Genomic DNA, 20,636 nt, shown 5'->3' on the forward strand with positions numbered 1-20,636 from the left:
CGGGCCGGCTCCCCCAGGAGCGGCCCGCACGGTGCTGTTCGGGTCCGGCGGGCGGCGCTACGCGCCGGGCCCCGCTGCTGCGGACGTCCCGCTCAGTGCCTCCAGGTCGCTCTTGCGTACCCGGATCACCAGCACAGCGGTCAGCAGAGCGAGTGCGACCATGGCGACCGCCGCCGTGAAGGCCGTGGAGATGCCGTGGGTGAGCACGTCGTGTCCCCAGGGCGCAGGCAACTCGTGCGTCCTGGCGAACTCCGCCTTCTGCTCGGGCGTCGCCTGCGCCATGAACGACGGAAGCTGCTTCTCCGCCTCGTTGCGGCCGGCGGTGCCGAAGACGGTCACCAGGATGGACAGGCCCAGCGAACCTCCCACCTGCTGGCTCGCATTGAGAAGGCTGGACGCGGCTCCGGCCTCGTGCTGAGCGACGCCCGAGACCGCCGTCAGGGTGAGGGTGACGAAGTTCAGCCCCATGCCGAATCCGAAGAGGAACATCGGGCCGAGCACACCGCTCACGTACGAACTGTCCGGTGAGATGAGGGTCAGCCAGAAGAGTCCGATCCCGGTGATGGCCGACCCGGTGACCATGAACGGTTTCGGCCCCAGCACCGGGAGCAGCCGCTGGGAGAGCCCCGCACCCATGATGATCGCGACCGTGACGGGCAGGAACGCCAGCCCCGACTCGATGGGGCTGTAGTTCAGGACGTTCTGGACGAACAGCACGATGAAGAAGAACATGCCGAACATGGCGGCAGCCAGGCTGAGCATGATCATGTAGGTGCCGGAGCGGTTGCGGTCGGCGAACATCCGCAGCGGGGTGATCGGTTCCTTCGCACGCGACTCGATGAGCACGAACGCGGCGAGGAGCACCACGGCGGCACCGAAGGACGACAGTGTCAGGGTGTCCCGCCAGCCCGCCTCCGAGGCGCGGATGAATCCGTACACCAGCGAAGCCATGCCGAGCGTCGAGGTCAGGGCCCCGGAGATGTCGAAACGCCCCGGGTGCTTCTCCGACTCGTTGATGTACATCGGTGCCAGGACCGCGATGAGCACACCGATGGGTACGTTGACGAAGAGGACCCAGCGCCAGTCGAGCCATTCGGTGAGCATGCCACCGGTCAGCAGTCCGATCGCGCCGCCGCCCGCCGATACGGCGGCGAACACGCCGAACGCCCGGTTACGTTCGGGCCCTTCCGGGAACGTGGTGGTGATCAGGGCGAGGGAGGTGGGCGACGCGATGGCGCCCCCGACGCCCTGCAGCGCGCGTGCGGCCAGCAACTGCCAGGGCTCCTGGGCGAGTCCGCCGAGGAGCGAGGCAAGTGTGAAGAGCAGGATTCCGGCCATGAAGACCCGGCGGCGCCCCAGGATGTCGCCCGCCCTGCCGCCCAGCAGCAGCAGTCCGCCGAAGGTGAGCGTGTAGGCACTCAGCACCCAGGAGAGGTCGGTCGTGGAGAAGCTGAGTGCGTCCTGGATGTGCGGGAGCGCGATGTTGACGATCGTGGCATCGAGTACGACCATCAGCTGACATGCGGCAATGACGGCGAGGGCGATCCCCGGTCGCCCTGCCCGGCGCGCTGCGCCAGGTTTGCTCTGTGTTTCTAACTGAGATGTTGTCACTATGGATCCCCCACAAGTGAGTTAGTGAACGAACGCGTTCACTGTCCCGCCAACGGTAGTGAGTCCCCATTAGTGAACGCAAGCGTTCACTGGCACTGCTGTCGGCGGGATGCGATCGGGGGTGCACATCCTCGGTGCCGGGTCCGCTCAGGCCCGCGACGATGTGCGCTTCCCTGTTCCGATGGAGAACTGCTGATGACCTCTTCGCGTCCCACGGCCGCCGCCCGGCCCGGGCCGATGTCCCTGCGCCGCCGCGGGCCGGTGCTCGAACGGGCCATCCTCGATGCCGCTCTCGAGCAGCTGAGCACGGTGGGATGGGGTGGGCTGACGATGGAAGGCGTCGCGGCCGGCGCCAGGACCGGCAAGGCCGCGGTGTACCGGCGGTGGCCCTCGAAGGAGGATCTGGTCGCTGACGCGCTGCGCGCCGGCCTGCCGACCCTCGACGAGGCACCCGACCGGGGCGGGGTCCGCGAGGACCTCTACGAGGTGTGCCGCAGGATGCGCGACGCGATGCTCTCAGGACCCGGCATCGCCCTGCGATCGGTCCTGCACGAGTGCGACGTGAACGCGGCCGAGCGGTTCCAGGCGGTGATCGTCAACGGCATGATCGAACCCTCCACCGAACTCTTCCGGGAAGTCGTCGCCCGCGGTGTCGCCCGGGGCGAGGTGCGACCGGACGCCATGAGCGGAATGGTGCTGGACGTGATTCCGGCCATGATGATGTACCGCACCAAGGTGAGCGGAAGCGAGTGGCCGGATGACGAGATCGCACAGATGATCGACGAAGTCATGGTGCCGCTGTTCCGATCCTGACCCCCTCGGCCGACGCGGGGCCACGGCGTCCGCCCCGTACCGGCGTCGGCCGGGTGCGGGTCCGCCCGCTGTCCGGTGCCCCCGGGGTGTTCTTGCCGTGCCCACCGGCGTACCCTGACAGGCGTCATGCCGTACGAACCGCCCACGCACACCGTCGAGCGCTCACTTCGCGCTACCTCCGGTGCCAGGACCGTCGCAGGTGTCGATGAGGTCGGACGCGGAGCGTGGGCCGGCCCCGTCACCGTGTGCGCGGCCGTCACCGGTCTCCGCAGACCCCCCGAGGGCCTCACCGACTCCAAGCTGATCAGCCCCAAGCGCCGGGCGGAGCTGGCCCCGTTGCTCGAGGACTGGGTCACGTCCTACGGGCTGGGTCACGCCTCGCCGCTGGAGATCGATGAGCTCGGTATGACCGCAGCGCTCCGTCTAGCTGCGGTCAGGGCCCTGAATGAGCTGCCGGTGCGTCCGGACGCCGTGATTCTCGACGGCAAGCACGACTACCTCGGACAGCCCTGGAACGTCCGTACGGTGATCAAGGGCGACCAGTCCTGCATCGCCGTCGCCGCGGCGTCGGTGATCGCGAAGGTCCGCCGGGACGCGATGATGGCCGAACTGGGAGCGGAATCAGGCGAGTACGCAGACTTCGCCTTCTCCGCCAACGCCGGCTATCCGTCACCGGTGCATCGGGCCGCGCTGGAAGTGATGGGGCCCACGCCTCATCACCGCCTCAGCTGGTCCTACCTCGACGCGCTGCCGAGGTGGCAGCACCTGAAGAAGGTCCGACTCTCCGCCGAGGCGGCCGCACTGGAAAGCGGGGGCCAGCTCGGCTTCGAATTCTGATCGCGCAGGCGTATCTCCCCGGCATGCCGCCGGTGTTCGACAAACAACCACTCACGTGTCCTATCCCCTCCATGAGGAGCCTCAGATTCCCGAGAGCGTCCAGGGTCCCCGCGCCACTCAGGCCGCCGGCCGCACCGCGCCGACCCCCCGTCCCGTACCTGGTCCGCGTTCCGCGGCCACGCCGCGTCCCGGACATCCGGGCCCCGGCCCTGCGCGGCCCGCGCCCCCGGCGCAGCGCCCGCTTCCCACATCCACGCGTCCTGCTGCCCCCGCCGCTGTCCCGGCTCCCGCCCCGGCCGAGCGCAAGCGGCCGGAGAATCGTTCCGCGGCGCAGCTCCAGCTGATCCCGGCCCCGGCCGACGGCGCGCTCGACGCAGCCGACGAGGCCGTCGATCTGCTCCTGGACTCCGGGCGGGCGCCCGGCGACATCCTGGTTCTCACCACGGGTGAGAACCACCCCTGGGCCACACACGAACTCTCCTTCGGAGAGCCCGCGTACTGGGCCCACCACGATGCCGGTGACGATGTCTTCTTCGCCCGCACGGCGTCCGTCGACCGCTGTGCTTCCCGGCCTGTGGTCATCGTCGCCGCCAACGGGGACATCGATGACAGTGCCGCCCGTGCTCTCCCCATCGCCCGGGACCGCGCGGGCGCGCTGCTGATCGTGTGCGGAGACCCGGAGAAGATCAACTCCGCGCTCGGTGCGGGCGTCTGAGCCGTACGTCCGTGGGTCCCGGGAGTCCGCAGGAAGGACTCCCGGGACCCATGTTCCGCTTTACCGGGCGGCGGTCCGCCTCAGTGCCTCCGCCGCTCCGCCACCCGTGCGCAACGGGACCGGATCATGACCGGCGGATGTGTCGGCGAGAGGTGACGGCTGGGACAGCGAACTGGGACGGCGGCCACCCCGGCCCTCGCCCAGGACCTGCCAGCCTCCACGCGTCAGGGTGATGTAGGCGCCGCAGCGAAGTCCGTGCAACGTGCAGGCATCCCTCAGTCCCCACATCCACGCTCCGTCCTCCTCCGTCCACCGTTCGTCACCCTCGCGGCAGTAGAGCAGCACCGCGGTACGTACCGGGGTGCGACGGCGGAGATCGTGCGGGATCACCCGGCGCAGATGGGCGAGCACCTCGTTACGGAACTCCCATCCGTCCGCCGTCACCGAGGTGCGGCGGGCGAACGAAGCGCTGGCTGTGAGCCGTTCCTCATGATCGAGGACGGCGACGACGGCAGTGGCCGGGGTCGGCCGGTGCCGTGCGTGCAAGCCGCTGACGACCTCGCGCGGGCTGCGCAGCAGAGGTATGCCGGCCGCCGCCCACTCGGCCGGTTCGAGCATCCTGGCAAGGTGGTTGACGGAGTCTGCGGATACCGGGGACGCCGACAGCGATGTGGCTGCGGACGGAGCGAATCCGAAGGTCACGGTCCTCCCTTCGCTACGCGCCCACGGTGCGGGCAGGGTCGAATGAGGGCGCGCCGCGGCACAGCCCTTGCGGGCCCGCGAAAGGACCGTGCGGGGAGCGAGTTCAATTCTTCCTGCCGCATCGGCAGGCGGCAACGAGCAATTGGTGAGCCTGACGGGTATCAGCCGGAATGACACGGATATCCCTGCCCATACGACGCCGGATGAAGCCTCGGGTCATGCCTGGATGGCGAGGACCAGCGGAAACACACCCTCTGCGCCGGCCCGGCGGAGCAGCCGAGCCGCTACGGCGAGCGTCCAGCCGGTGTCGGAGAGATCATCCACGAGCAGGACGGGCCCCTTTGCGGCGGCCAGGGCCTCGGCGAGGGCGGGTTCCACGACGAGCGCCTCGTGCAGCGCCTTCACCCGCTGTGCGCTGTTGGTCTGCGAGATGCGGAGGTCCTCGGCGCCGGGCGCGTAGGTCACGGTTCCCAGCAGAGGCATCCGGCCGACCTCGGCGATACGGCTTCCGAGCGACTGCACCAACTGTGGCCTGCGGCGCGAGGCGACCGTGACGACGCCGACCGGTCTGGCGGCGGCGTCCGGAGCCCCGGAAGCCCAACCACCCGGCCCCTTGGCCCAGTCGGTGATGACCGTGACCACCGCGTTCGACACATCGTCCGGAACAGTGGTGTCGGGGGCCTGTGCTGCGAGCATCGGGCGGAGCCGGTTGCCCCAGCCGATGTCGGAGAGCCGTCCGAGTGCGCGTCCGGTGAAGGACAGGTCCCCTGCCGGGATCCGGCCCTTCAGGTCGACCCCGACCGCTGCCAGCCCGGTGGGCCACATCTTGCGCGGCTCGACCTCCACGCCCGGACGACCGAGCTCGCCCCGTGCACCGTCGAGTGCCGCGGTGGAGACCTTGTCGTCGAACCGGGCGCCTGCGCAGTTGTCGCAGCGGCCGCACGCCCTGGCCTCGTCGTCGTCCAGCTGGCGCCGGAGGAACTCCATGCGGCAACCGGTCCCCGATGCGTAGTCGCGCATGGCCTGCTGCTCGGCGGACCGCTGTCCGGCGACCCAGGCGTAGCGCTCCGCATCGTAGATCCATGGCCGGCCCGTGGAGATCCAGCCGCCCTTCACCCGCTTCACGGCGCCGTCGACGTCCAGCACCTTGAGCATCGTTTCGAGGCGGGTGCGCCGCAGATCGACCAAGGGCTCCATGGCCGGCAACGACAGAGGCCGGCCGGCCTGGGCGAGGACATCGAGCGTTCGGCGCACCTGCTCCTCGGGAGGGAAGGCGACCGAGGCGAAGTACTGCCAGATGGCTTCGTCCTCCTTGCCCGGGAGCAGCAGCACCTCGGCATGCGCGACGCCACGCCCCGCGCGTCCCACCTGCTGGTAGTAGGCGATGGGGGAGGACGGCGAACCCAGGTGCACGACGAAACCGAGGTCGGGTTTGTCGAATCCCATACCGAGTGCCGATGTGGCGACCAGGGCCTTGACCCGATTGGCCAGCAGATCGTCCTCCGCCTGCTGCCGGTCGGCGTTCTCCGTCCGGCCGGTGTACGACGCGACCGTGTGCCCGCCCTGGCGCAGGTAGGCCGTGATCTCCTCGGCGGCCGCGACGGTGAGCGTGTAGATGATCCCCGAGCCGGGAAGCTCCCCGAGATGGTCGCCCAGCCACGCCAGACGATGCGCGGCATTGGGTAGTTGGAGCACGCTGAGACTGAGGCTCTCCCGGTCCAGCGGGCCACGCAGGACCAGCGCGTCCGTGCCCGCACCCGTCCCGAGCTGCTCCGCGACGTCCGCGGTCACACGGGCATTGGCGGTGGCCGTGGTGGCGAGGACGGGGACGCCCGCGGGGAGGTCCGCGAGCATGGTCCGCAGGCGCCGGTAATCCGGCCGGAAATCGTGCCCCCAGTCGGAGATGCAGTGTGCCTCGTCCACCACCAGCAGACCCGTCGCGGCGGCGAGTGCCGGCAGCACCTGGTCGCGGAAGTCGGGGTTGTTGAGCCGCTCCGGGCTGACGAGCAGCACATCCACCTCTCCTGCGGCGACCTCCGCCTGCACGGTTTCCCACTCCTCGGTGTTCGAGGAGTTGATCGTGCGGGCCCTGATGTCCGCCCGCGCCGCCGCGGCGACCTGGTTGCGCATCAACGCGAGCAGGGGCGAGACGATCACCGTCGGGCCGCTGCCCTGTGCGCGCAACAGCGAGGTCGCCACGAAGTACACAGCGGATTTTCCCCATCCCGTCCGCTGTACGACCAGGGCTCTGCGCTTGTCGGCGACGAGGGCCTCGATGGCCCGCCACTGGTCCTCGCGCAGGCGGGCAGCGCCGGTGGTGTCCCCGACGAGTCGGGCAAGTACGGAATCGGCCGAGGCTCTGAGCTCTGCGCGGTCTGCGTTGGTCATGCCCCCATGCAACCCGATGCCTGTGACAACCGCGAACGACCGTGCGGCGCCTGTGGATAAAGTTATCCACAGGGGTCGCGGAAATCGGCTGCTCGCGGGACGGTCGAGCCATGAACAAGCACCACGATTCCACCGGACCGGCCGACGAGCAGCAGATCACCCTCCGCGGCCCCGCCGAACTAGCCGATGCCCTGCCGTACCTCATGGGCTTCCATCCGAACGACAGCGTGGTCATGGTGGCCCTCCACGGTGGGCGGGGCCGCTTCGGAGGGCGGCTGAGGCTGGGCATTCCGCAGTCGCCGACGGAGTGGGCGCCGGTCGCCGACCAGCTCGCGCAGAGCCTGATCTCCGGCAGTGAGCGGCGTGACACGCGTCCGGACGCGATCGTCGTCTTCCTCTGCCAGGACCCGGCCGACGGAGAAAACGGCAATCAGATCATGGAGCGGCTGAGGCCCCTCGCGCAGTGTCTGCGCAGGGCCTGCGGGGCACTCGATGTTCCGGTGCTGGAGGCACTCTGCATCTCCGACGGTCGCTACTGGTCGTACTGCTGCCCCGATGAGCGGTGCTGTCCGGCCGAGGGGAATCCACTGGCACTTCCTGGTACCACCGTGATGGCGGCGGCAGCCGCTTACGCCGGCATTCAGGTGCGCGGCTCGCTGCGGGAGATGGAGGCGCGGCTCTCGCCGTGGGGTTCCGCGGCTGCGGCCGCGGCGGAACAGGAGCGGGCTCTTGACTCTGCGGGAGCTGCGCTGATGTCCAGGATCCTCGACGCCGTGGGGCGGCGTGAGGTGGCCGGGGAGACTCTGGCACTCGCGCGTGCCCTCATGGACCGCCTCGGAAGTGCGCCGGTGCCCGCTCCGTCGGACGGGGAGAGCCGTGATGACGGTCTGATCAGCGCGGACGAGGCCGCCGCTGTGATTCTCGGGCTTCAGGACAGGGAGACGCGGGACAGGGCGGCGGAGTGGATGGAAGGCCGAGAGGCTGAGACCGCACTGCGTCTGTGGCGGGCACTGGCTCGTCGATGCGTCGGCCCGTACGTGGAACATGCGGCTGCGCCGCTCTCGCTGGCCGGCTGGGTTTCCTGGTCCTCGGGCGATGAACCGGCTGCGAGGGTGGCGCTGGGGCTCGCGCTGCGGGCCGACCCGGACTACGCCTTCGCCCAGTTGCTGCACCAGGCGTGCAACGAGGGCCTGGACCCGGAGACACTGCGCCGGTGTCTGCGCAGCGAGCGCAGGGTGCGCTCCGGACAGGGCGGCGGCCGCAGGGCCGGTGAACAGATCGCGCGGCGTACGGAGCGACGCCCTCGGCCGCAGCAGGCGCGCAGCTCGGCCGCACGGCGCAGGAGGGCGTCCCCCGGCTCCACGCGCCCTGGACAGGCGGCGGCATCCCGGCGTCGGGTCCGGGACCTCCAGAAGCAGGGCCGACGTGAGACCAGGAGCGGCCGTTGACGGGCGCCCGCCGGGCGGGGGCCGGGGTACAGCCCGGAGCGGATCAGGGACCGGCGACGGGGTGCGGCGGCTGGGCCCGGGCATCGGCCGGCCCCAGGCGGACGCGGGCCCGGGCGACGGCCGTGGCCGAGTGACAGCCCCCGGCACGGCGAAGGGACTGTTTATCGTCAGGCAGACGACTATGATCTCGGCATGCCGCGCTACGACCCGTCGACCTTCCCGCCCTTCGCTGTCACCGTCGACCTGGTTGTGCTCACGGTCCGCCGTCACGCGCTCTGTGCGTTGGTGGTGCGCCGCGGCGAGCAGCCTTTCCAGGGCAGGTGGGCGCTACCGGGCGGATTCGTCAGAGCCGATGAGGACCTCGCTGCCGCGGCAGCGCGTGAACTCGTCGAGGAAACCGGGCTCTGCGCACAGGATCCGGCAGTCCCCGCCGTCGGAAACGGTGCCCACCTGGAACAGCTCGCCACGTACGGAGATCCGGAGCGCGACCCCCGGATGAGGGTCGTCAGTGTCGCGCACCTCGCACTGGCGCCCGATCTTCCCGCACCTCGCGCCGGTGGTGACGCGAACAGTGCCCGCTGGGCCCCGGTCGAGGATCTGCTCGGCGCCGAAGGCGGCTTGAGCCGTGAGGGCGAACAGTCCGAGCCGCTCGCCTTCGATCACGCAAGGATTCTCGACGACGGGGTGGAGCGGGCCCGATCCAAGATCGAGTACTCGTCGTTGGCCACGGCGTTCTGCCCGCCCGAGTTCACTGTCGGTGAGCTGCGACGGGTGTACGAAGCGGTGTGGGGTGTCGTCCTGGATCCTCGCAACTTCCACCGCAAGGTCACCGGCACGCCCGGATTCCTGGTTCCTTCCGGAGGGACGACGACCCGTCAGGGCGGGCGCCCCGCGCAGCTCTTCCGGGCAGGAGCGGCCAATGTGCTCAATCCGCCGATGCTGCGGCCCGAGGTCTGACGACGCGGACGTGTGAAGTCCGGGGCGGCGGAACGCCCACCGCCTCACCGCTGCGCAAAAAGTCTGAAATGTCGCGTTATCTTGCTGGGGTACCCAACCCTGCCGCCGAGCGGTCTCACACTCCGCGAGAGAAGCGATGCTCCAGGCCATCGGACTCACCAGCACCCCCCGCCGCGACCTTTCCCCCGCCGTGGACGACCTGACCTTCGAAGCCCCGCCCGGCCGCGTCACCGTACTTCTCGGCGCTCCGGGATCCGGCAAGACCACTGCTCTGCGTCTGATGCTGGAGCTCGAATCCGGGCGCGGTGTCACCTATTTCCGGGGCCGGCCCCTGCATCGCATCGGCCACCCCGCCCGCGAGGTCGGCGTGCTGCTCGGCGACGTACCGGGCCATCCCGCACGTACCGCCCGCGGGCAGCTCCGAATGCTCTGCGCCGCCGCCGGCGTCCCCGCGTCACGGGCCGACGACCTGCTCGAGGTCGTCGGTCTCGCCGGACTGGGGGATCAGCGCCTCGGCACGCTCTCGGTCGGTATGGACCGCCGCCTCGGCCTCGCGTCGGCACTGCTCGGCGATCCGCACACGCTCGTTCTCGACGACCCCGCCGAGGGGCTCTCCCCTCGGGAGAGGAGCTGGCTGCACGGGCTGCTCCGGGCGCACGCGACCGAGGGCGGCACCGTTCTGCACACCACCAGCGATCCGAAGGAGGCCGCCCGCACCGCCGACCGAGTCGTGACCATCGATGACGGGCGCCTCGTCGCCGACCAGGACGTCGCCGACTTCTCCCGCACCAGACTCCGTCCCCGCGTCGCCGTGCGGACTCCGCATGCGGCCAGACTGGCCTCGGTGGTCAGGCGGGAGGCGAGGGCCGCTCAGCGTTCCGTCGAGGTGGTCGCCGAGGAGAGCAACCGGTTGTCGGTGTACGGCAGCAGCTGCGCGGAGATCGGTGACACGGCATACCGGCACGGGGTCCCCGTGCACCAACTCGCAGACGAGACGGGGGATACGGGTCCGGGATCTGCTTCCGCCGGCGGACCCGGTGTAAGAGCCGCACCGAGGCCCGCCTCGGCCGTGGCGATCTCGGAGCTCCCCCCTCCGATCCCCGTACGACCAGCCCGTGGGCCCTTGCGTCCTCTGCGCTACGAGTTGCGCCGCCTTCTGGGCGTCCGGACAACGACCATGATCATGGCAGCCGTTCTGACTGTCTCCGTGGGGCTCTCCGTCCTGCTGGCCCGCTCGGGCCGGACGCCTTTGCCCGATCTGCTGGTTGCCTGGCCCGACCTGCTGCCTCTTCCCCCCGCCGCGCTCGGCGCAGGTCTGCTCGGTGCACTGTCCTTCGGCGATGAGTTCCGCTACCCCGCCCTCGCGGCGGGGCGCGGGACAGTCCCGCGTCGCGTCGGGCTCCTGGTCGCCAAGCTGGCTGTCTCCGCAGGCGTGGCGCTGTTTCTGGCCGCGGCATCTGTGCTCGCGGATGCCGAAGTCCTGCGCCTCGTCTACGGCGGAGACTTGGTCGAGGTCCCCGCAAACGCCGCACCGCTGGCAGCGAGTTGGGCCGGTCTGGCGGTCGGCTGCGCCTGGGCAGGGCTGCTGGCGGCCGGCGTCTTTCGCCTGACGGGCGCCGGAGTCGCCGCCGTCCTCGCCGTTCCTGTCCTTGTCGTTCCACTGGTGCAGTGGCTGCTCTCGGGTCCGTCCGCCCGTTCGATCGCCGGACTCCCGGGCAGGCTGCGGGAGCTCGCCTGGCTGCAATGGCCCTATGAAACGGACAAGTGGGCGATGGCTGCCGTGCGCGTGGTGACTCAGCCCGTGGGAGTAGCTCTTTCCTTGTCGTTGTCGGCCCTCATCTGCGCGTATGTGTTCACCAGCCTTCGAGGCAGGGCCCGTTGGTGATCACGGCGATTCTCACTGGAGGCGAGTTGGGGGCAACTCTCCAGAAAATGTGCGATTTCAGACGATAAGGCGTCAATTGCGAGGTGGGTGCCGATCACCCTTTCGTGTGCTTTTCACCAAAGACCTCAAGGGTCGGCTGAGCCACGCCGACAAAGGATGCGTGAGTACCCTTGCGCACACCATGATGACCGCCGCCCGCTCCGCCGATTCCGGCCTCGCCGGCCCGGGCGAACTCGACCGATACCCCTACGGGGAGGCGCCGGCCGGCGAGCGCGCCCCGCTGCGTTCCTGGGGCGGTGGCGATTCCGATTTCGGGCGTACGAGCCGGCGCGGCACAGCCAGTCGGGGCCGTGGGCTCCATGGCCAACTGGTCCAGCAGCTGGGCCAGATGATCGTTTCCGGCGACCTCGGCGCCGACCGGCCGCTCGTCCCGGAGGAGATCGGTCAGCGATTCGAGGTCTCCCGCACCGTCGTGAGGGAGTCCCTGCGCGTTCTCGAGGCCAAGGGACTGGTCAGCGCCCGTCCCAATGTGGGCACCCGCGTCCGGCCGGTCAGCGACTGGAACCTTCTGGACCCCGACATCATCGAATGGCGGGCCTTCGGTCCTCAGCGAGACGACCAGCGCCGGGAGCTGGCCGAGCTCCGCTGGACGATCGAGCCACTGGCCGCCCGGCTTGCCGCGGGTCATGGGCGGGAGGACATCCAGCAGCGCCTCGGCGACATGATCGAGATCATGGGGCACGCGATGGCGCAGGCGGACGGAATCACCTTCTCCCGGGCCGACGCGGAGTTCCATTCCCTGCTCATTCAAGCGGCGGGCAATCGCATGCTCGAGCACCTCTCCGGGATCGTCTCGGCGGCCCTGCAGGTCTCCGGTGGCCCCGTCACGGGCTGTGACCGGCCCGGCGAAGTGTCGCTCGGTCACCATGCGCGCATCGTCGAGGCGCTCGCGTCGGGTGACTCCGCCGGGGCCGAAGCGGCGATGCGGCAGTTGCTCGTCGTCCACCTGGACGTGGAGCGGGTGGTACCCGCGCCGCGCGAGCACTGACTGCCGTACTGCCGGGGTAGGGGGACCGTGTGCCGCCGGCCCTCATGGTCCGGCGGCATAATTATACGGAGATATGACCCTTCGGTATGTTTGTCGGTAATGAGGTGTGACTCGGGCCACGCGGATTGGGCGTAACACTCCTCGAAACAGTGCGATGACTTAAGAGGTGACCGCCGCGGAAGGAATACAGCAGCCACGTAGTGCGCTGTGCAGTTCTGAGGCCAAGCCCGCGCCGTCGGCAACATCCCCAGCCGCCGGTCGTCGGTTCCAGCCCTCTCCAGGGCGGGGCCGGAAGCCGTTTCCATCGTTCCGAGAGGTTGTTCGTGTCGGCCAGCACATCCCGTACGCTCCCGCCGGAGATCGCCGAGTCCGAGTCTGTGATGGCGCTCATCGAGCGGGGAAAGGCTGATGGGCAGATCGCCGGCGACGACGTGCGTCGGGCCTTCGAGGCTGACCAGATTCCGCCAACCCAGTGGAAGAATGTTCTGCGCAGCCTCAACCAGATCCTCGAGGAAGAGGGTGTGACGCTGATGGTCAGTGCCGCGGAGTCGCCGAAGCGCGCCCGCAAGAGCGTCGCAGCGAAGAGCCCGGTCAAGCGCACCGCCACCAAGACTGTCGCCGCCAAGACCACCGTGACGCGCACCGTCGCGGCCACTGCCGCCCCGGCGGCCGAAGGTGTGGACCCGGCGGCTGACGACGCCGTGGCCGCCCCGGCGAAGAAGACTGCCGCGAAGAAGACAGCGGCCAAGAAGACTGCCGCGAAGAAGACCGTGGCCAAGAAGACCGCGGCGAAGAAGGCCGGCAAGCAGGACGAGGAGCTCCTCGACGGCGACGAGGCGGCCGAGGACGTCAAGGCCGCCAAGGGCGACGAAGAGGAGGGCGAGGGCGAGAACAAGGGCTTCGTCCTCTCCGACGACGACGAGGATGACGCGCCTGCCCAGCAGGTCGCCGTCGCCGGTGCCACTGCCGACCCGGTCAAGGACTACCTGAAGCAGATCGGCAAGGTTCCCCTCCTCAACGCCGAGCAGGAGGTCGAGCTCGCCAAGCGCATCGAGGCCGGTCTCTTCGCCGAGGACAAGCTGGCGAATTCCGACAAGCTCGCGCCGAAGCTCAAGCGTGAACTGGAAATCATCGCCGAGGACGGCCGCAGGGCCAAGAACCACCTGCTGGAGGCCAACCTCCGGCTCGTGGTCTCGCTGGCCAAGCGCTACACCGGACGCGGCATGCTCTTCCTGGACCTCATCCAGGAGGGCAACCTCGGCCTGATCCGCGCGGTCGAGAAGTTCGACTACACCAAGGGCTACAAGTTCTCCACGTACGCCACCTGGTGGATCCGTCAGGCGATCACCCGAGCCATGGCCGACCAGGCCCGCACCATCCGTATCCCGGTGCACATGGTCGAGGTCATCAACAAGCTCGCGCGTGTGCAGCGCCAGATGCTCCAGGACCTGGGCCGGGAGCCCACCCCGGAGGAGCTGGCCAAGGAACTCGACATGACCCCTGAGAAGGTCATCGAGGTCCAGAAGTACGGTCGTGAGCCGATCTCCCTCCACACCCCGCTGGGTGAGGACGGCGACAGCGAGTTCGGAGACCTGATCGAGGACTCCGAGGCGGTCGTGCCGGCCGACGCGGTCAGCTTCACGCTGCTCCAGGAGCAGCTGCACTCCGTGCTCGACACGCTCTCCGAGCGTGAGGCGGGCGTGGTGTCGATGCGTTTCGGTCTCACCGACGGCCAGCCGAAGACGCTGGACGAGATCGGCAAGGTCTACGGCGTGACGCGCGAGCGCATCCGTCAGATCGAGTCGAAGACGATGTCGAAGCTGCGTCACCCGTCGCGCTCCCAGGTGCTGCGCGACTACCTCGACTAGATCGCGGGCAGACGCGGACGCGGGGCCCGGAACCTTCTCAGGTTCCGGGCCCCGCGTCCGTGTGCAGGTGCGGGCGACTGCGGTGCGGATGACGCTGAGTAGGCATCGTTCACCCCGGAGTCAGGAGTCTTCATGCCCCGCTTTGTCGTCCGTGCCGTGCCCGTGGCGTTTGCCCTGGCGGCTGTTGCGGCCGTGATACCGCTCGCCCCCCAGGCCCCTGCCGTGGCGGACAGCATCGTTGTCGGCGGCCGTCCTGCCCGCATCGCGGACAGTCCTTGGGTCGTGGCACTGTCCAGCCGTGACCGGTTCGGAGGAACCCGCGACGGTCAGTTCTGCGGTGCGGTGGCGATCGCGCCCGCGAAAGTGCTGACGGCGGCGCACTGCCTGAGGCAGGACGTCCTGGGCGTCGGCGTCTCCGAGGTCCGCGATCTGCGGATCATCGCGGGCCGGGACGAGCTGAGCGGACCCGGCGGCAAGGAGATCCCGGTGCGTGGGGCGTGGATCAATCCCGGTTACGACCCGCGTACGAACGCCGGCGATCTGGCGGTGCTGACTCTGGAGGGGAAGCTGCCGGCGAGCAGCGTCATCCCGATGGCCGGAGCCGGGAACGCCGCCTACGAGCCGGGCACCGGTGCCAAGGTGTACGGCTGGGGGGACACGACCGGCTACGGCGCCTATGCGTCTGTTCTGCACGCCGCCCAGGTGCGTGTGCTGCCGGACAGTGCCTGCGTGCGTGCCTACCCCGGCGGCCTGCACGGCACGTACGACGCCTCATCGATGCTCTGCGCCGGTGAAACGGCCGGCGGGCGGGATGCGTGCCAGGGCGACTCCGGCGGCCCGCTGGTGGCCCGTGGGCGGCTCATCGGCCTCGTTTCCTGGGGCAGCGGCTGCGGGAGCCCGGGGAGCCCCGGTGTGTACACACGTGTCTCCACGGCGATCCGGTGGATGGCCGCCGGTCAGGACTGACGGCGCGGGCACCCCGGAGGTACGAGAACGGGCGGCTTCCCCTCGCGGGGAAGCCGCCCGTCGGCCGGTCCTGGACAGGCCCCTGGCTCGTCGTGGATGCGAGGTGTCAGTGTTGTTCCTCGTCGGCTGCACTTGCCTGTACGGCGGTGAGCCGATCTGTCTCATCCTGTATTTCCGCGGCGATCTTCTTGAGTTCCGGCTCGAACTTGCGTCCGTGGTGGGCGCAGAAGAGCAGTTCACCGCCGCTGATCAGGACGACGCGCAGATATGCCTGGGCGCCGCAACGGTCACAGCGGTCAGCTGCGGTCAGCGGGCTCGCGGGGGTCAGAACAGTAGTCACGTCGCCTCTTCTCTAGCTCGACGAGCTGTCGTACCAGGGTCAACATCCAACCAGGCCGAAAACGTTCCCGCTCGTGGCTTTTCTTCGAAACTTCTTCTCAAGATGGCTGTCTGTTGCCGGTTGGCGGCGAATGTGCCGTATTGCGGAGCGCTACGGTTTCGCGTTGCTTGCGGTGGTGGGTCCGCCGGCTGGCTTGCCGGTTGTTCATGAGGACGTGCCCGGAGCCTAAATGGTTCATGCCTCGAAGGGAACGTGATGTGCACGTCACTCAAACGAATGATCGAACGCGTATGCGAGGCTGGACTAGCATAATGATTCCCCCTGGGTGGCGTTACAACCGCTCTACCAGGCCTCGGTAGGCTCTCAGCGGCTACCGAGGCCGAGCCCGCTACCCACTGGGCCCCCAATGAAATTCAGCGAGGAGCGAACCGCGTGACCGCCGATTCCGTGCCGTCCACTGCGCTGCTGACCGGAGCAGGCGGCGCAGACAGGGACAGCTCCAACTACACCGCGCGGCACCTTCTCGTTCTCGAGGGGCTCGAAGCGGTCCGCAAGCGCCCCGGAATGTACATCGGGTCCACGGACAGTCGCGGACTCATGCACTGCCTCTGGGAGATCATCGACAACTCGGTCGACGAGGCTCTCGGCGGGTACTGCGACAGCATCGAGGTCATCCTCCACGACGACAGCTCCGTCGAGGTCCGCGACAACGGGCGGGGTATCCCCGTCGATGTCGAGCCCAAGACGGGGCTCTCCGGCATCGAGGTCGTCATGACCAAGCTCCACGCCGGCGGAAAGTTCGGCGGTGGCTCCTACGCGGCGTCGGGCGGCCTGCACGGCGTGGGCGCTTCGGTGGTCAACGCGCTCTCCGCCCGTCTCGACGTGGAGGTCGACCGTACGGGTGCGACCCACTCGATCAGCTTCCGGCGCGGCGTTCCGGGCATGTTCACGGAACAGGGGCCGGACAGTCCCTTCGATCCGTCGAACGGGCTGCGCAAGGGGAAGCGAGTACCGAAGAACCGCACCGGTACCCGGGTGCGGTACTGGGCGGACCGGCAGATCTTCCTCAAGGACGCCAAGCTCAACCTGGAGACGCTGTACCAGCGAGCACGGCAGACGGCCTTCCTGGTGCCGGGCCTGACCATCGTCGTACGGGACGAGCGTGGCATCGACGGCGAAGGAAAGACGGAGGAGACGTTCCGCTTCGACGGCGGAATCAGCGAGTTCTGTGAGTACCTGGCACAGGACAAGGCGGTCTGCGACGTCCAGCGCCTGACCGGGACGGGGACCTTCAAGGAGACCGTGCCGGTCCTGGACGACCGCGGGCACATGACGGCGACAGAGGTCACCCGTGAGCTGGGCGTCGACATCGCGCTGCGCTGGGGCACCGGGTACGACACCAACGTCAAGTCTTTCGTCAACATCATCGCCACCCCCAAGGGCGGCACCCACGTGTCGGGCTTCGAGCGCTCCCTGACCAAGACCGTCAACGAGGTGCTCCGGTCGGCCAAGCTGCTGCGCGTCGCCGAGGACGACGTCGTCAAGGACGACGCCCTGGAGGGCCTCACGGCGGTCGTCACCGTACGGCTCGCTGAGCCGCAGTTCGAGGGTCAGACCAAGGAGGTGCTCGGCACCTCGGCGGCCAACCGGATCGTCGCCAACGTGGTGGCCAAGGAACTCAAGGCGTTCCTGACCTCGACGAAGCGGGATGCCAAGGCACAGGCCCGGTCGGTGCTGGAGAAGGCGGTGGCGGCCGCCCGCACCCGCATCGCCGCCCGCCAGCACAAGGACGCACAGCGCCGTAAGACCGCACTGGAGTCCTCCTCCCTGCCCGCGAAGCTCGCCGACTGCCGCAGCGACGACGTCGAGCGCAGTGAGCTCTTCATCGTGGAGGGAGACTCGGCGCTGGGTACGGCCAAGCTCGCCCGGAACAGTGAGTTCCAGGCGCTCCTGCCGATCCGCGGAAAGATCCTCAACGTTCAGAAGTCGTCCGTCTCGGACATGCTCAAGAACGCCGAGTGCGGCGCCATCATCCAGGTCATAGGAGCGGGGTCCGGACGGACCTTCGACATCGACGCCGCACGCTACGGCAAGATCGTCCTGCTGGTGGACGCCGACGTCGACGGCGCCCACATCCGGTGCCTGCTGCTCACGCTCTTCCAGCGCTACATGCGGCCCATGGTCGAGGCCGGGCGGGTCTTCGCGGCGGTGCCCCCGCTGCACCGGATCGAGCTCGTCCAGCCCAAGAAGGGCCAGGACAAGTACATCTACACGTACTCCGACAACGAACTGCGGCAGACGCTGCTGGAGCTGCAGCGGAAGAACGTCCGGTACAAGGACTCGATCCAGCGCTACAAGGGTCTCGGCGAGATGGACGCGGACCAGCTGGCGGAGACCACGATGGATCCGCGCCACCGCACACTGCGCCGGATCAACATCGGTGACCTCGAATCCTCCGAGCAGGTCTTCGATCTGCTGATGGGCAACGAGGTCGCGCCCCGAAAGGAATTCATCACCAGCTCGGCGGCCACCCTCGACCGCTCGCGCATCGACGTCTGACCGAGTCCACGGCTTCCCGAGTCCACCCGTGGGTGGAGACAGCTTCTCCACCCACGCTCAACCCCTGAGCCGATCCCGTGATCTCCCCGCTTCCGTAGCGTCGAAGGCCTCAATCCTTCCCGCCCGTCGGAGGCACCCATGTCCGCGCTCTTCCATGTACTGGTGATCGCTGCGGTCATCGCGCTCGTCGTCGTGCGCCAGTTCACGGCGCAGCGCATCGGGGACGACAAGCGGTGGTGGGTCCTGCCGGCGATCCTGCTGATCATTTCCGCGCGCAACGACGGAGCCCTTGACCCGCAGAACGAGGCGCTGTCCGCACTGATCCTCGGAGCCGGGCTCGTGGTGGGGCTGGTCACCGGTGCCGGTTGGGGCTGGACCGCCGGGCTGTGGAGCGAACCGGACGGCTCTGTGTGGAGCAGGGGCACCAAGGCCACCGTCATGGTGTGGGCGGGAGGACTCACGATCCGCGCCGCGCTGGCGGGTGCCGGGGTGCTGTGGGGTATACACCAGGGGGCAGCCGCTCTCACGATGTCGCTCGCGGCCATGCTGCTCGCCCGCAGCGGTGTGCTGAGCCTGCGGGCGCAGAGCCTGCGCACGCAGCACGGTGGTTCGGCCGACGGGATGTCGTTGCGGCCCACACGTGCCGGGTGGAAGGGGCACGCGTGAACCGCAGCACGTGGACGAGCTGGCCGTCCAAGGAGGCCCTCGCCAGAACCGCGCACACACGCCCGCGGGCCGCCATCGGACGAGTCGTATGGACCGCTGTGCTGGTCGGCCTCCTCTGGCGCGCCCTCGCCGAAGGGGGATTCGCTCCCTGGCAGGTCGCGGTGCTCCCGGTGGGTGTGGCCGGCTGCACGGCGGCGGGCGTCGCGTTCTTCCGGAGCACCCTGGCACATCGTCTGTGGCCCTCCCTGGGACTGCTGGTGCTGCTGATGGCCGCGGCGTTCGGGGCGCAGGAGGCGGGCGCCGGAGCCCTCGCCGTCGTGCTGTGGGGCGGGTGCGCCATCACCGCCCTGGAGCGGCTCCCGCTCTTGGTAGCCGTGCCGCTCACCGCTGTGGCTCTCGCCGCCTACGCGATCGTGGAGAGCGACGGGTGGCTGACCACGGTGATCACCACCGGAAGCCTGTGCCTGGGGGGTTATGTTCTGCGACTCGATGCCGAGGCCCGGGGCAGCGCGAGGCGCCTGCTCGACCAGGAGCGGGCGGCGAGGGTGGCGGAGGCCGGGACGGCCGCGCTGGCCGAGAGGTCCAGGATCGCCCGTGAGATCCACGATGTGCTCGCCCACAGCCTCTCCGCACAACTGGTGCACCTGGAAGCGGCCCGGCTGCTGATCGAACGAGAGCCTGCGGGGGAGTTCCGCGACCTCGTGCTGGAGAGAGTCGTCGCAGCGCGCTCCATGGCGCGTGAGGGGCTTGCTGAGACGCGTCAGGCTTTGTCCGCGCTGCGAGGGGAGATGACGCCTGTGGAGGACTTCCTGCGGCAGTTGGTGGCCGGCGAGGCTGCCGAGGTGCTCGTGGCGGGGGAATGCAGACCGCTTGCCGCGGACGCCTCCCAGACGGTACGGAGGGTCGCACAGGAGGCGATGACCAATGCCCGGAAGCATGCTCCGGGGGCCGCGGTCCTGGTCCGGCTCGAGTACCTGCCGGACTCCGTCGCCCTGGAGGTGCGGGACTCCGGCGGACGCCGCTCGGACGGAGAGCTCGCTGTCAGTGGCTCCGGCTACGGTCTGCTGGGGATGAGGGAGCGCGCCGAACTGATCGGCGGGACGCTGGAGGCGGGGCCGGGCGAGGAGGGGTTCGTGGTGAATCTTCGGGTGCCTGCGTGAGTGCGCGGGTGGTGGTCGCCGATGATCAGGCAATTGTGCGCGAAGGCATCGTCATGCTGCTGGGGCTGTTGCCCGGCATCGAGGTGGTCGGTGCGGCGAAGGACGGGCACGAGGCGGTTGCTCTCGTCGCCGAGAAGGCGCCCGATGTGGTCCTGATGGATCTGCGGATGCCCCGCTGCGACGGCGTCGAGGCAACGCGCAGGATCCGCAAGGAACATCCGCACACCCAGGTGGTGGTGCTCACGACCTTCGCCGACGACGACTCGCTCTTCACCGCGCTGCAGGCGGGCGCGCGAGGCTATCTGACCAAGGACGCGCGGGGTGAGGAGATCGTGCAGGCCATCGAGGCGGTGCTGTCCGGTGAGGCCGGACTCTCGCCGAAGGTGCAGCGCCGGCTGCTGGAGCGTGTCACCGCGGAGGCAGGCGCCCCGGCGCCGTCCGAGCTGCCCGACGGTCTCACCCCACGAGAGGCCGAGGTGCTCGTCCTGATCGCCGGGGGATTGTCCAACGCGGAGATCGCACGCACGCTGCACGTCTCCCGGGCCACGGTGAAGACCCACATCAACAACCTCTTCGCCAAAACGGGAGCGCGTGACCGGGCACAGGCCGTGCGCTATGCGTACGGCCGGGGACTCGCACACCCGCCCGGCACTTCCGTCACCTGAAATGGTGA

At 69.2% G+C, this 20,636-nt stretch carries 17 protein-coding genes; 13 read left to right on the forward strand and 4 right to left on the reverse strand.

The window, feature by feature from the left end:
• Positions 1-57: 57 nt before the first annotated feature.
• Positions 58-1,611, reverse strand: a complete 1,554-nt coding sequence (locus ABZS61_RS28400) for an MFS transporter (RefSeq protein WP_356427183.1) — start codon at positions 1,609-1,611, stop codon at positions 58-60.
• Between the two features lie 195 nt (positions 1,612-1,806).
• Between ABZS61_RS28400 and ABZS61_RS28405 the strand changes: the two genes are divergently transcribed.
• The 3 genes from ABZS61_RS28405 (at position 1,807) to ABZS61_RS28415 (ending at position 3,976) form a co-directional block, all read left to right on the forward strand.
• The gene (locus ABZS61_RS28405) at positions 1,807-2,424 is read left to right on the forward strand and encodes a TetR/AcrR family transcriptional regulator (protein ID WP_356427186.1); all 618 of its coding nucleotides are present in this window, start codon (positions 1,807-1,809) and stop codon (positions 2,422-2,424) included.
• 126 nt (positions 2,425-2,550) lie between these two features.
• The gene (locus ABZS61_RS28410; protein WP_356427190.1) at positions 2,551-3,261 is read left to right on the forward strand and encodes a ribonuclease HII; all 711 of its coding nucleotides are present in this window, start codon (positions 2,551-2,553) and stop codon (positions 3,259-3,261) included.
• A gap of 55 nt (positions 3,262-3,316) precedes the next feature.
• Complete coding sequence (locus tag ABZS61_RS28415) at positions 3,317-3,976, forward strand: hypothetical protein (protein ID WP_356427193.1); 660 nt, start codon at positions 3,317-3,319, stop codon at positions 3,974-3,976.
• Positions 3,977-4,036: 60 nt separating this feature from the next.
• Here the strand turns inward: ABZS61_RS28415 and ABZS61_RS28420 are convergent, their stop codons facing one another.
• Together ABZS61_RS28420 and ABZS61_RS28425 are read right to left on the reverse strand one after the other, a co-directional pair.
• Positions 4,037-4,678 (reverse strand): hypothetical protein, encoded by a 642-nt coding sequence (locus tag ABZS61_RS28420; RefSeq protein ID WP_356427196.1) that lies wholly within the window; start codon positions 4,676-4,678, stop codon positions 4,037-4,039.
• A gap of 216 nt (positions 4,679-4,894) precedes the next feature.
• Positions 4,895-7,066, reverse strand: coding sequence for a RecQ family ATP-dependent DNA helicase (locus tag ABZS61_RS28425; protein WP_356427199.1), 2,172 nt, complete (start codon positions 7,064-7,066; stop codon positions 4,895-4,897).
• Positions 7,067-7,176: 110 nt separating this feature from the next.
• On the opposite strand from ABZS61_RS28425, the gene ABZS61_RS28430 reads away from it, so the two are divergent.
• From ABZS61_RS28430 to ABZS61_RS28455, 6 genes are all read left to right on the forward strand, one after another.
• On the forward strand, positions 7,177-8,514 hold the full coding sequence (locus ABZS61_RS28430; RefSeq protein ID WP_356427202.1) for a DUF4192 domain-containing protein: 1,338 nt from the start codon (positions 7,177-7,179) through the stop codon (positions 8,512-8,514).
• Positions 8,515-8,706: 192 nt separating this feature from the next.
• Entirely contained in the window at positions 8,707-9,471 is a 765-nt protein-coding gene (locus ABZS61_RS28435) for an NUDIX domain-containing protein (RefSeq protein ID WP_356427205.1), read from the forward strand.
• Between the two features lie 136 nt (positions 9,472-9,607).
• Positions 9,608-11,356 (forward strand): ATP-binding cassette domain-containing protein, encoded by a 1,749-nt coding sequence (locus ABZS61_RS28440; RefSeq protein ID WP_356427208.1) that lies wholly within the window; start codon positions 9,608-9,610, stop codon positions 11,354-11,356.
• Between the two features lie 181 nt (positions 11,357-11,537).
• Entirely contained in the window at positions 11,538-12,404 is an 867-nt protein-coding gene (locus ABZS61_RS28445) for a FadR/GntR family transcriptional regulator (RefSeq protein WP_356427343.1), read from the forward strand.
• A 323-nt stretch (positions 12,405-12,727) separates the two neighbouring features.
• Positions 12,728-14,272: an RNA polymerase sigma factor gene (locus ABZS61_RS28450; RefSeq protein ID WP_356427211.1), complete on the forward strand. Its 1,545-nt coding sequence runs from the start codon at positions 12,728-12,730 to the stop codon at positions 14,270-14,272.
• Positions 14,273-14,404: 132 nt separating this feature from the next.
• Positions 14,405-15,238, forward strand: coding sequence for a serine protease (locus ABZS61_RS28455; RefSeq protein WP_356427214.1), 834 nt, complete (start codon positions 14,405-14,407; stop codon positions 15,236-15,238).
• Between the two features lie 106 nt (positions 15,239-15,344).
• On the opposite strand, the gene ABZS61_RS28460 is transcribed toward ABZS61_RS28455, so the two are convergent.
• Positions 15,345-15,578, reverse strand: a complete 234-nt coding sequence (locus ABZS61_RS28460; RefSeq protein ID WP_014153643.1) for a hypothetical protein — start codon at positions 15,576-15,578, stop codon at positions 15,345-15,347.
• 432 nt (positions 15,579-16,010) lie between these two features.
• On the opposite strand from ABZS61_RS28460, the gene ABZS61_RS28465 reads away from it, so the two are divergent.
• The 4 genes from ABZS61_RS28465 (at position 16,011) to ABZS61_RS28480 (ending at position 20,628) form a co-directional block, all read left to right on the forward strand.
• Positions 16,011-18,137 (forward strand): DNA topoisomerase IV subunit B, encoded by a 2,127-nt coding sequence (locus tag ABZS61_RS28465; protein ID WP_356427217.1) that lies wholly within the window; start codon positions 16,011-16,013, stop codon positions 18,135-18,137.
• 138 nt (positions 18,138-18,275) lie between these two features.
• Entirely contained in the window at positions 18,276-18,803 is a 528-nt protein-coding gene (locus ABZS61_RS28470; protein WP_356427220.1) for a DUF1453 domain-containing protein, read from the forward strand.
• The gene (locus ABZS61_RS28475) at positions 18,800-19,963 is read left to right on the forward strand and encodes a histidine kinase (protein ID WP_356427223.1); all 1,164 of its coding nucleotides are present in this window, start codon (positions 18,800-18,802) and stop codon (positions 19,961-19,963) included. Before ABZS61_RS28470 ends, ABZS61_RS28475 begins: the two co-directional genes overlap by 4 nt.
• On the forward strand, positions 19,960-20,628 hold the full coding sequence (locus tag ABZS61_RS28480; RefSeq protein ID WP_356427226.1) for a response regulator transcription factor: 669 nt from the start codon (positions 19,960-19,962) through the stop codon (positions 20,626-20,628). The genes ABZS61_RS28475 and ABZS61_RS28480 overlap by 4 nt, the downstream gene beginning before the upstream one ends.
• Positions 20,629-20,636: the final 8 nt, after the last annotated feature.

This window comes from Streptomyces sp. NPDC005566, from assembly GCF_040605575.1.
Taxonomy (GTDB): Bacteria; Actinomycetota; Actinomycetes; order Streptomycetales; family Streptomycetaceae; genus Streptomyces.

Excerpts from the sequence above, each read along its gene's own strand:
- ABZS61_RS28470 (WP_356427220.1), top strand. The coding sequence starts at position 18,276 with ATGTCCGCGCTCTTCCATGTACTGGTGATCGCTGCGGTCATCGCGCTC.
- ABZS61_RS28425 (WP_356427199.1), bottom strand. The coding sequence starts at position 7,066 with ATGACCAACGCAGACCGCGCAGAGCTCAGAGCCTCGGCCGATTCCGTA.
- ABZS61_RS28435 (WP_356427205.1), top strand. The coding sequence starts at position 8,707 with ATGCCGCGCTACGACCCGTCGACCTTCCCGCCCTTCGCTGTCACCGTC.
- ABZS61_RS28405 (WP_356427186.1), top strand. The coding sequence starts at position 1,807 with ATGACCTCTTCGCGTCCCACGGCCGCCGCCCGGCCCGGGCCGATGTCC.
- ABZS61_RS28455 (WP_356427214.1), top strand. The coding sequence starts at position 14,405 with ATGCCCCGCTTTGTCGTCCGTGCCGTGCCCGTGGCGTTTGCCCTGGCG.
- ABZS61_RS28430 (WP_356427202.1), top strand. The coding sequence starts at position 7,177 with ATGAACAAGCACCACGATTCCACCGGACCGGCCGACGAGCAGCAGATC.
- ABZS61_RS28440 (WP_356427208.1), top strand. The coding sequence starts at position 9,608 with ATGCTCCAGGCCATCGGACTCACCAGCACCCCCCGCCGCGACCTTTCC.
- ABZS61_RS28410 (WP_356427190.1), top strand. The coding sequence starts at position 2,551 with ATGCCGTACGAACCGCCCACGCACACCGTCGAGCGCTCACTTCGCGCT.
- ABZS61_RS28445 (WP_356427343.1), top strand. The coding sequence starts at position 11,538 with ATGATGACCGCCGCCCGCTCCGCCGATTCCGGCCTCGCCGGCCCGGGC.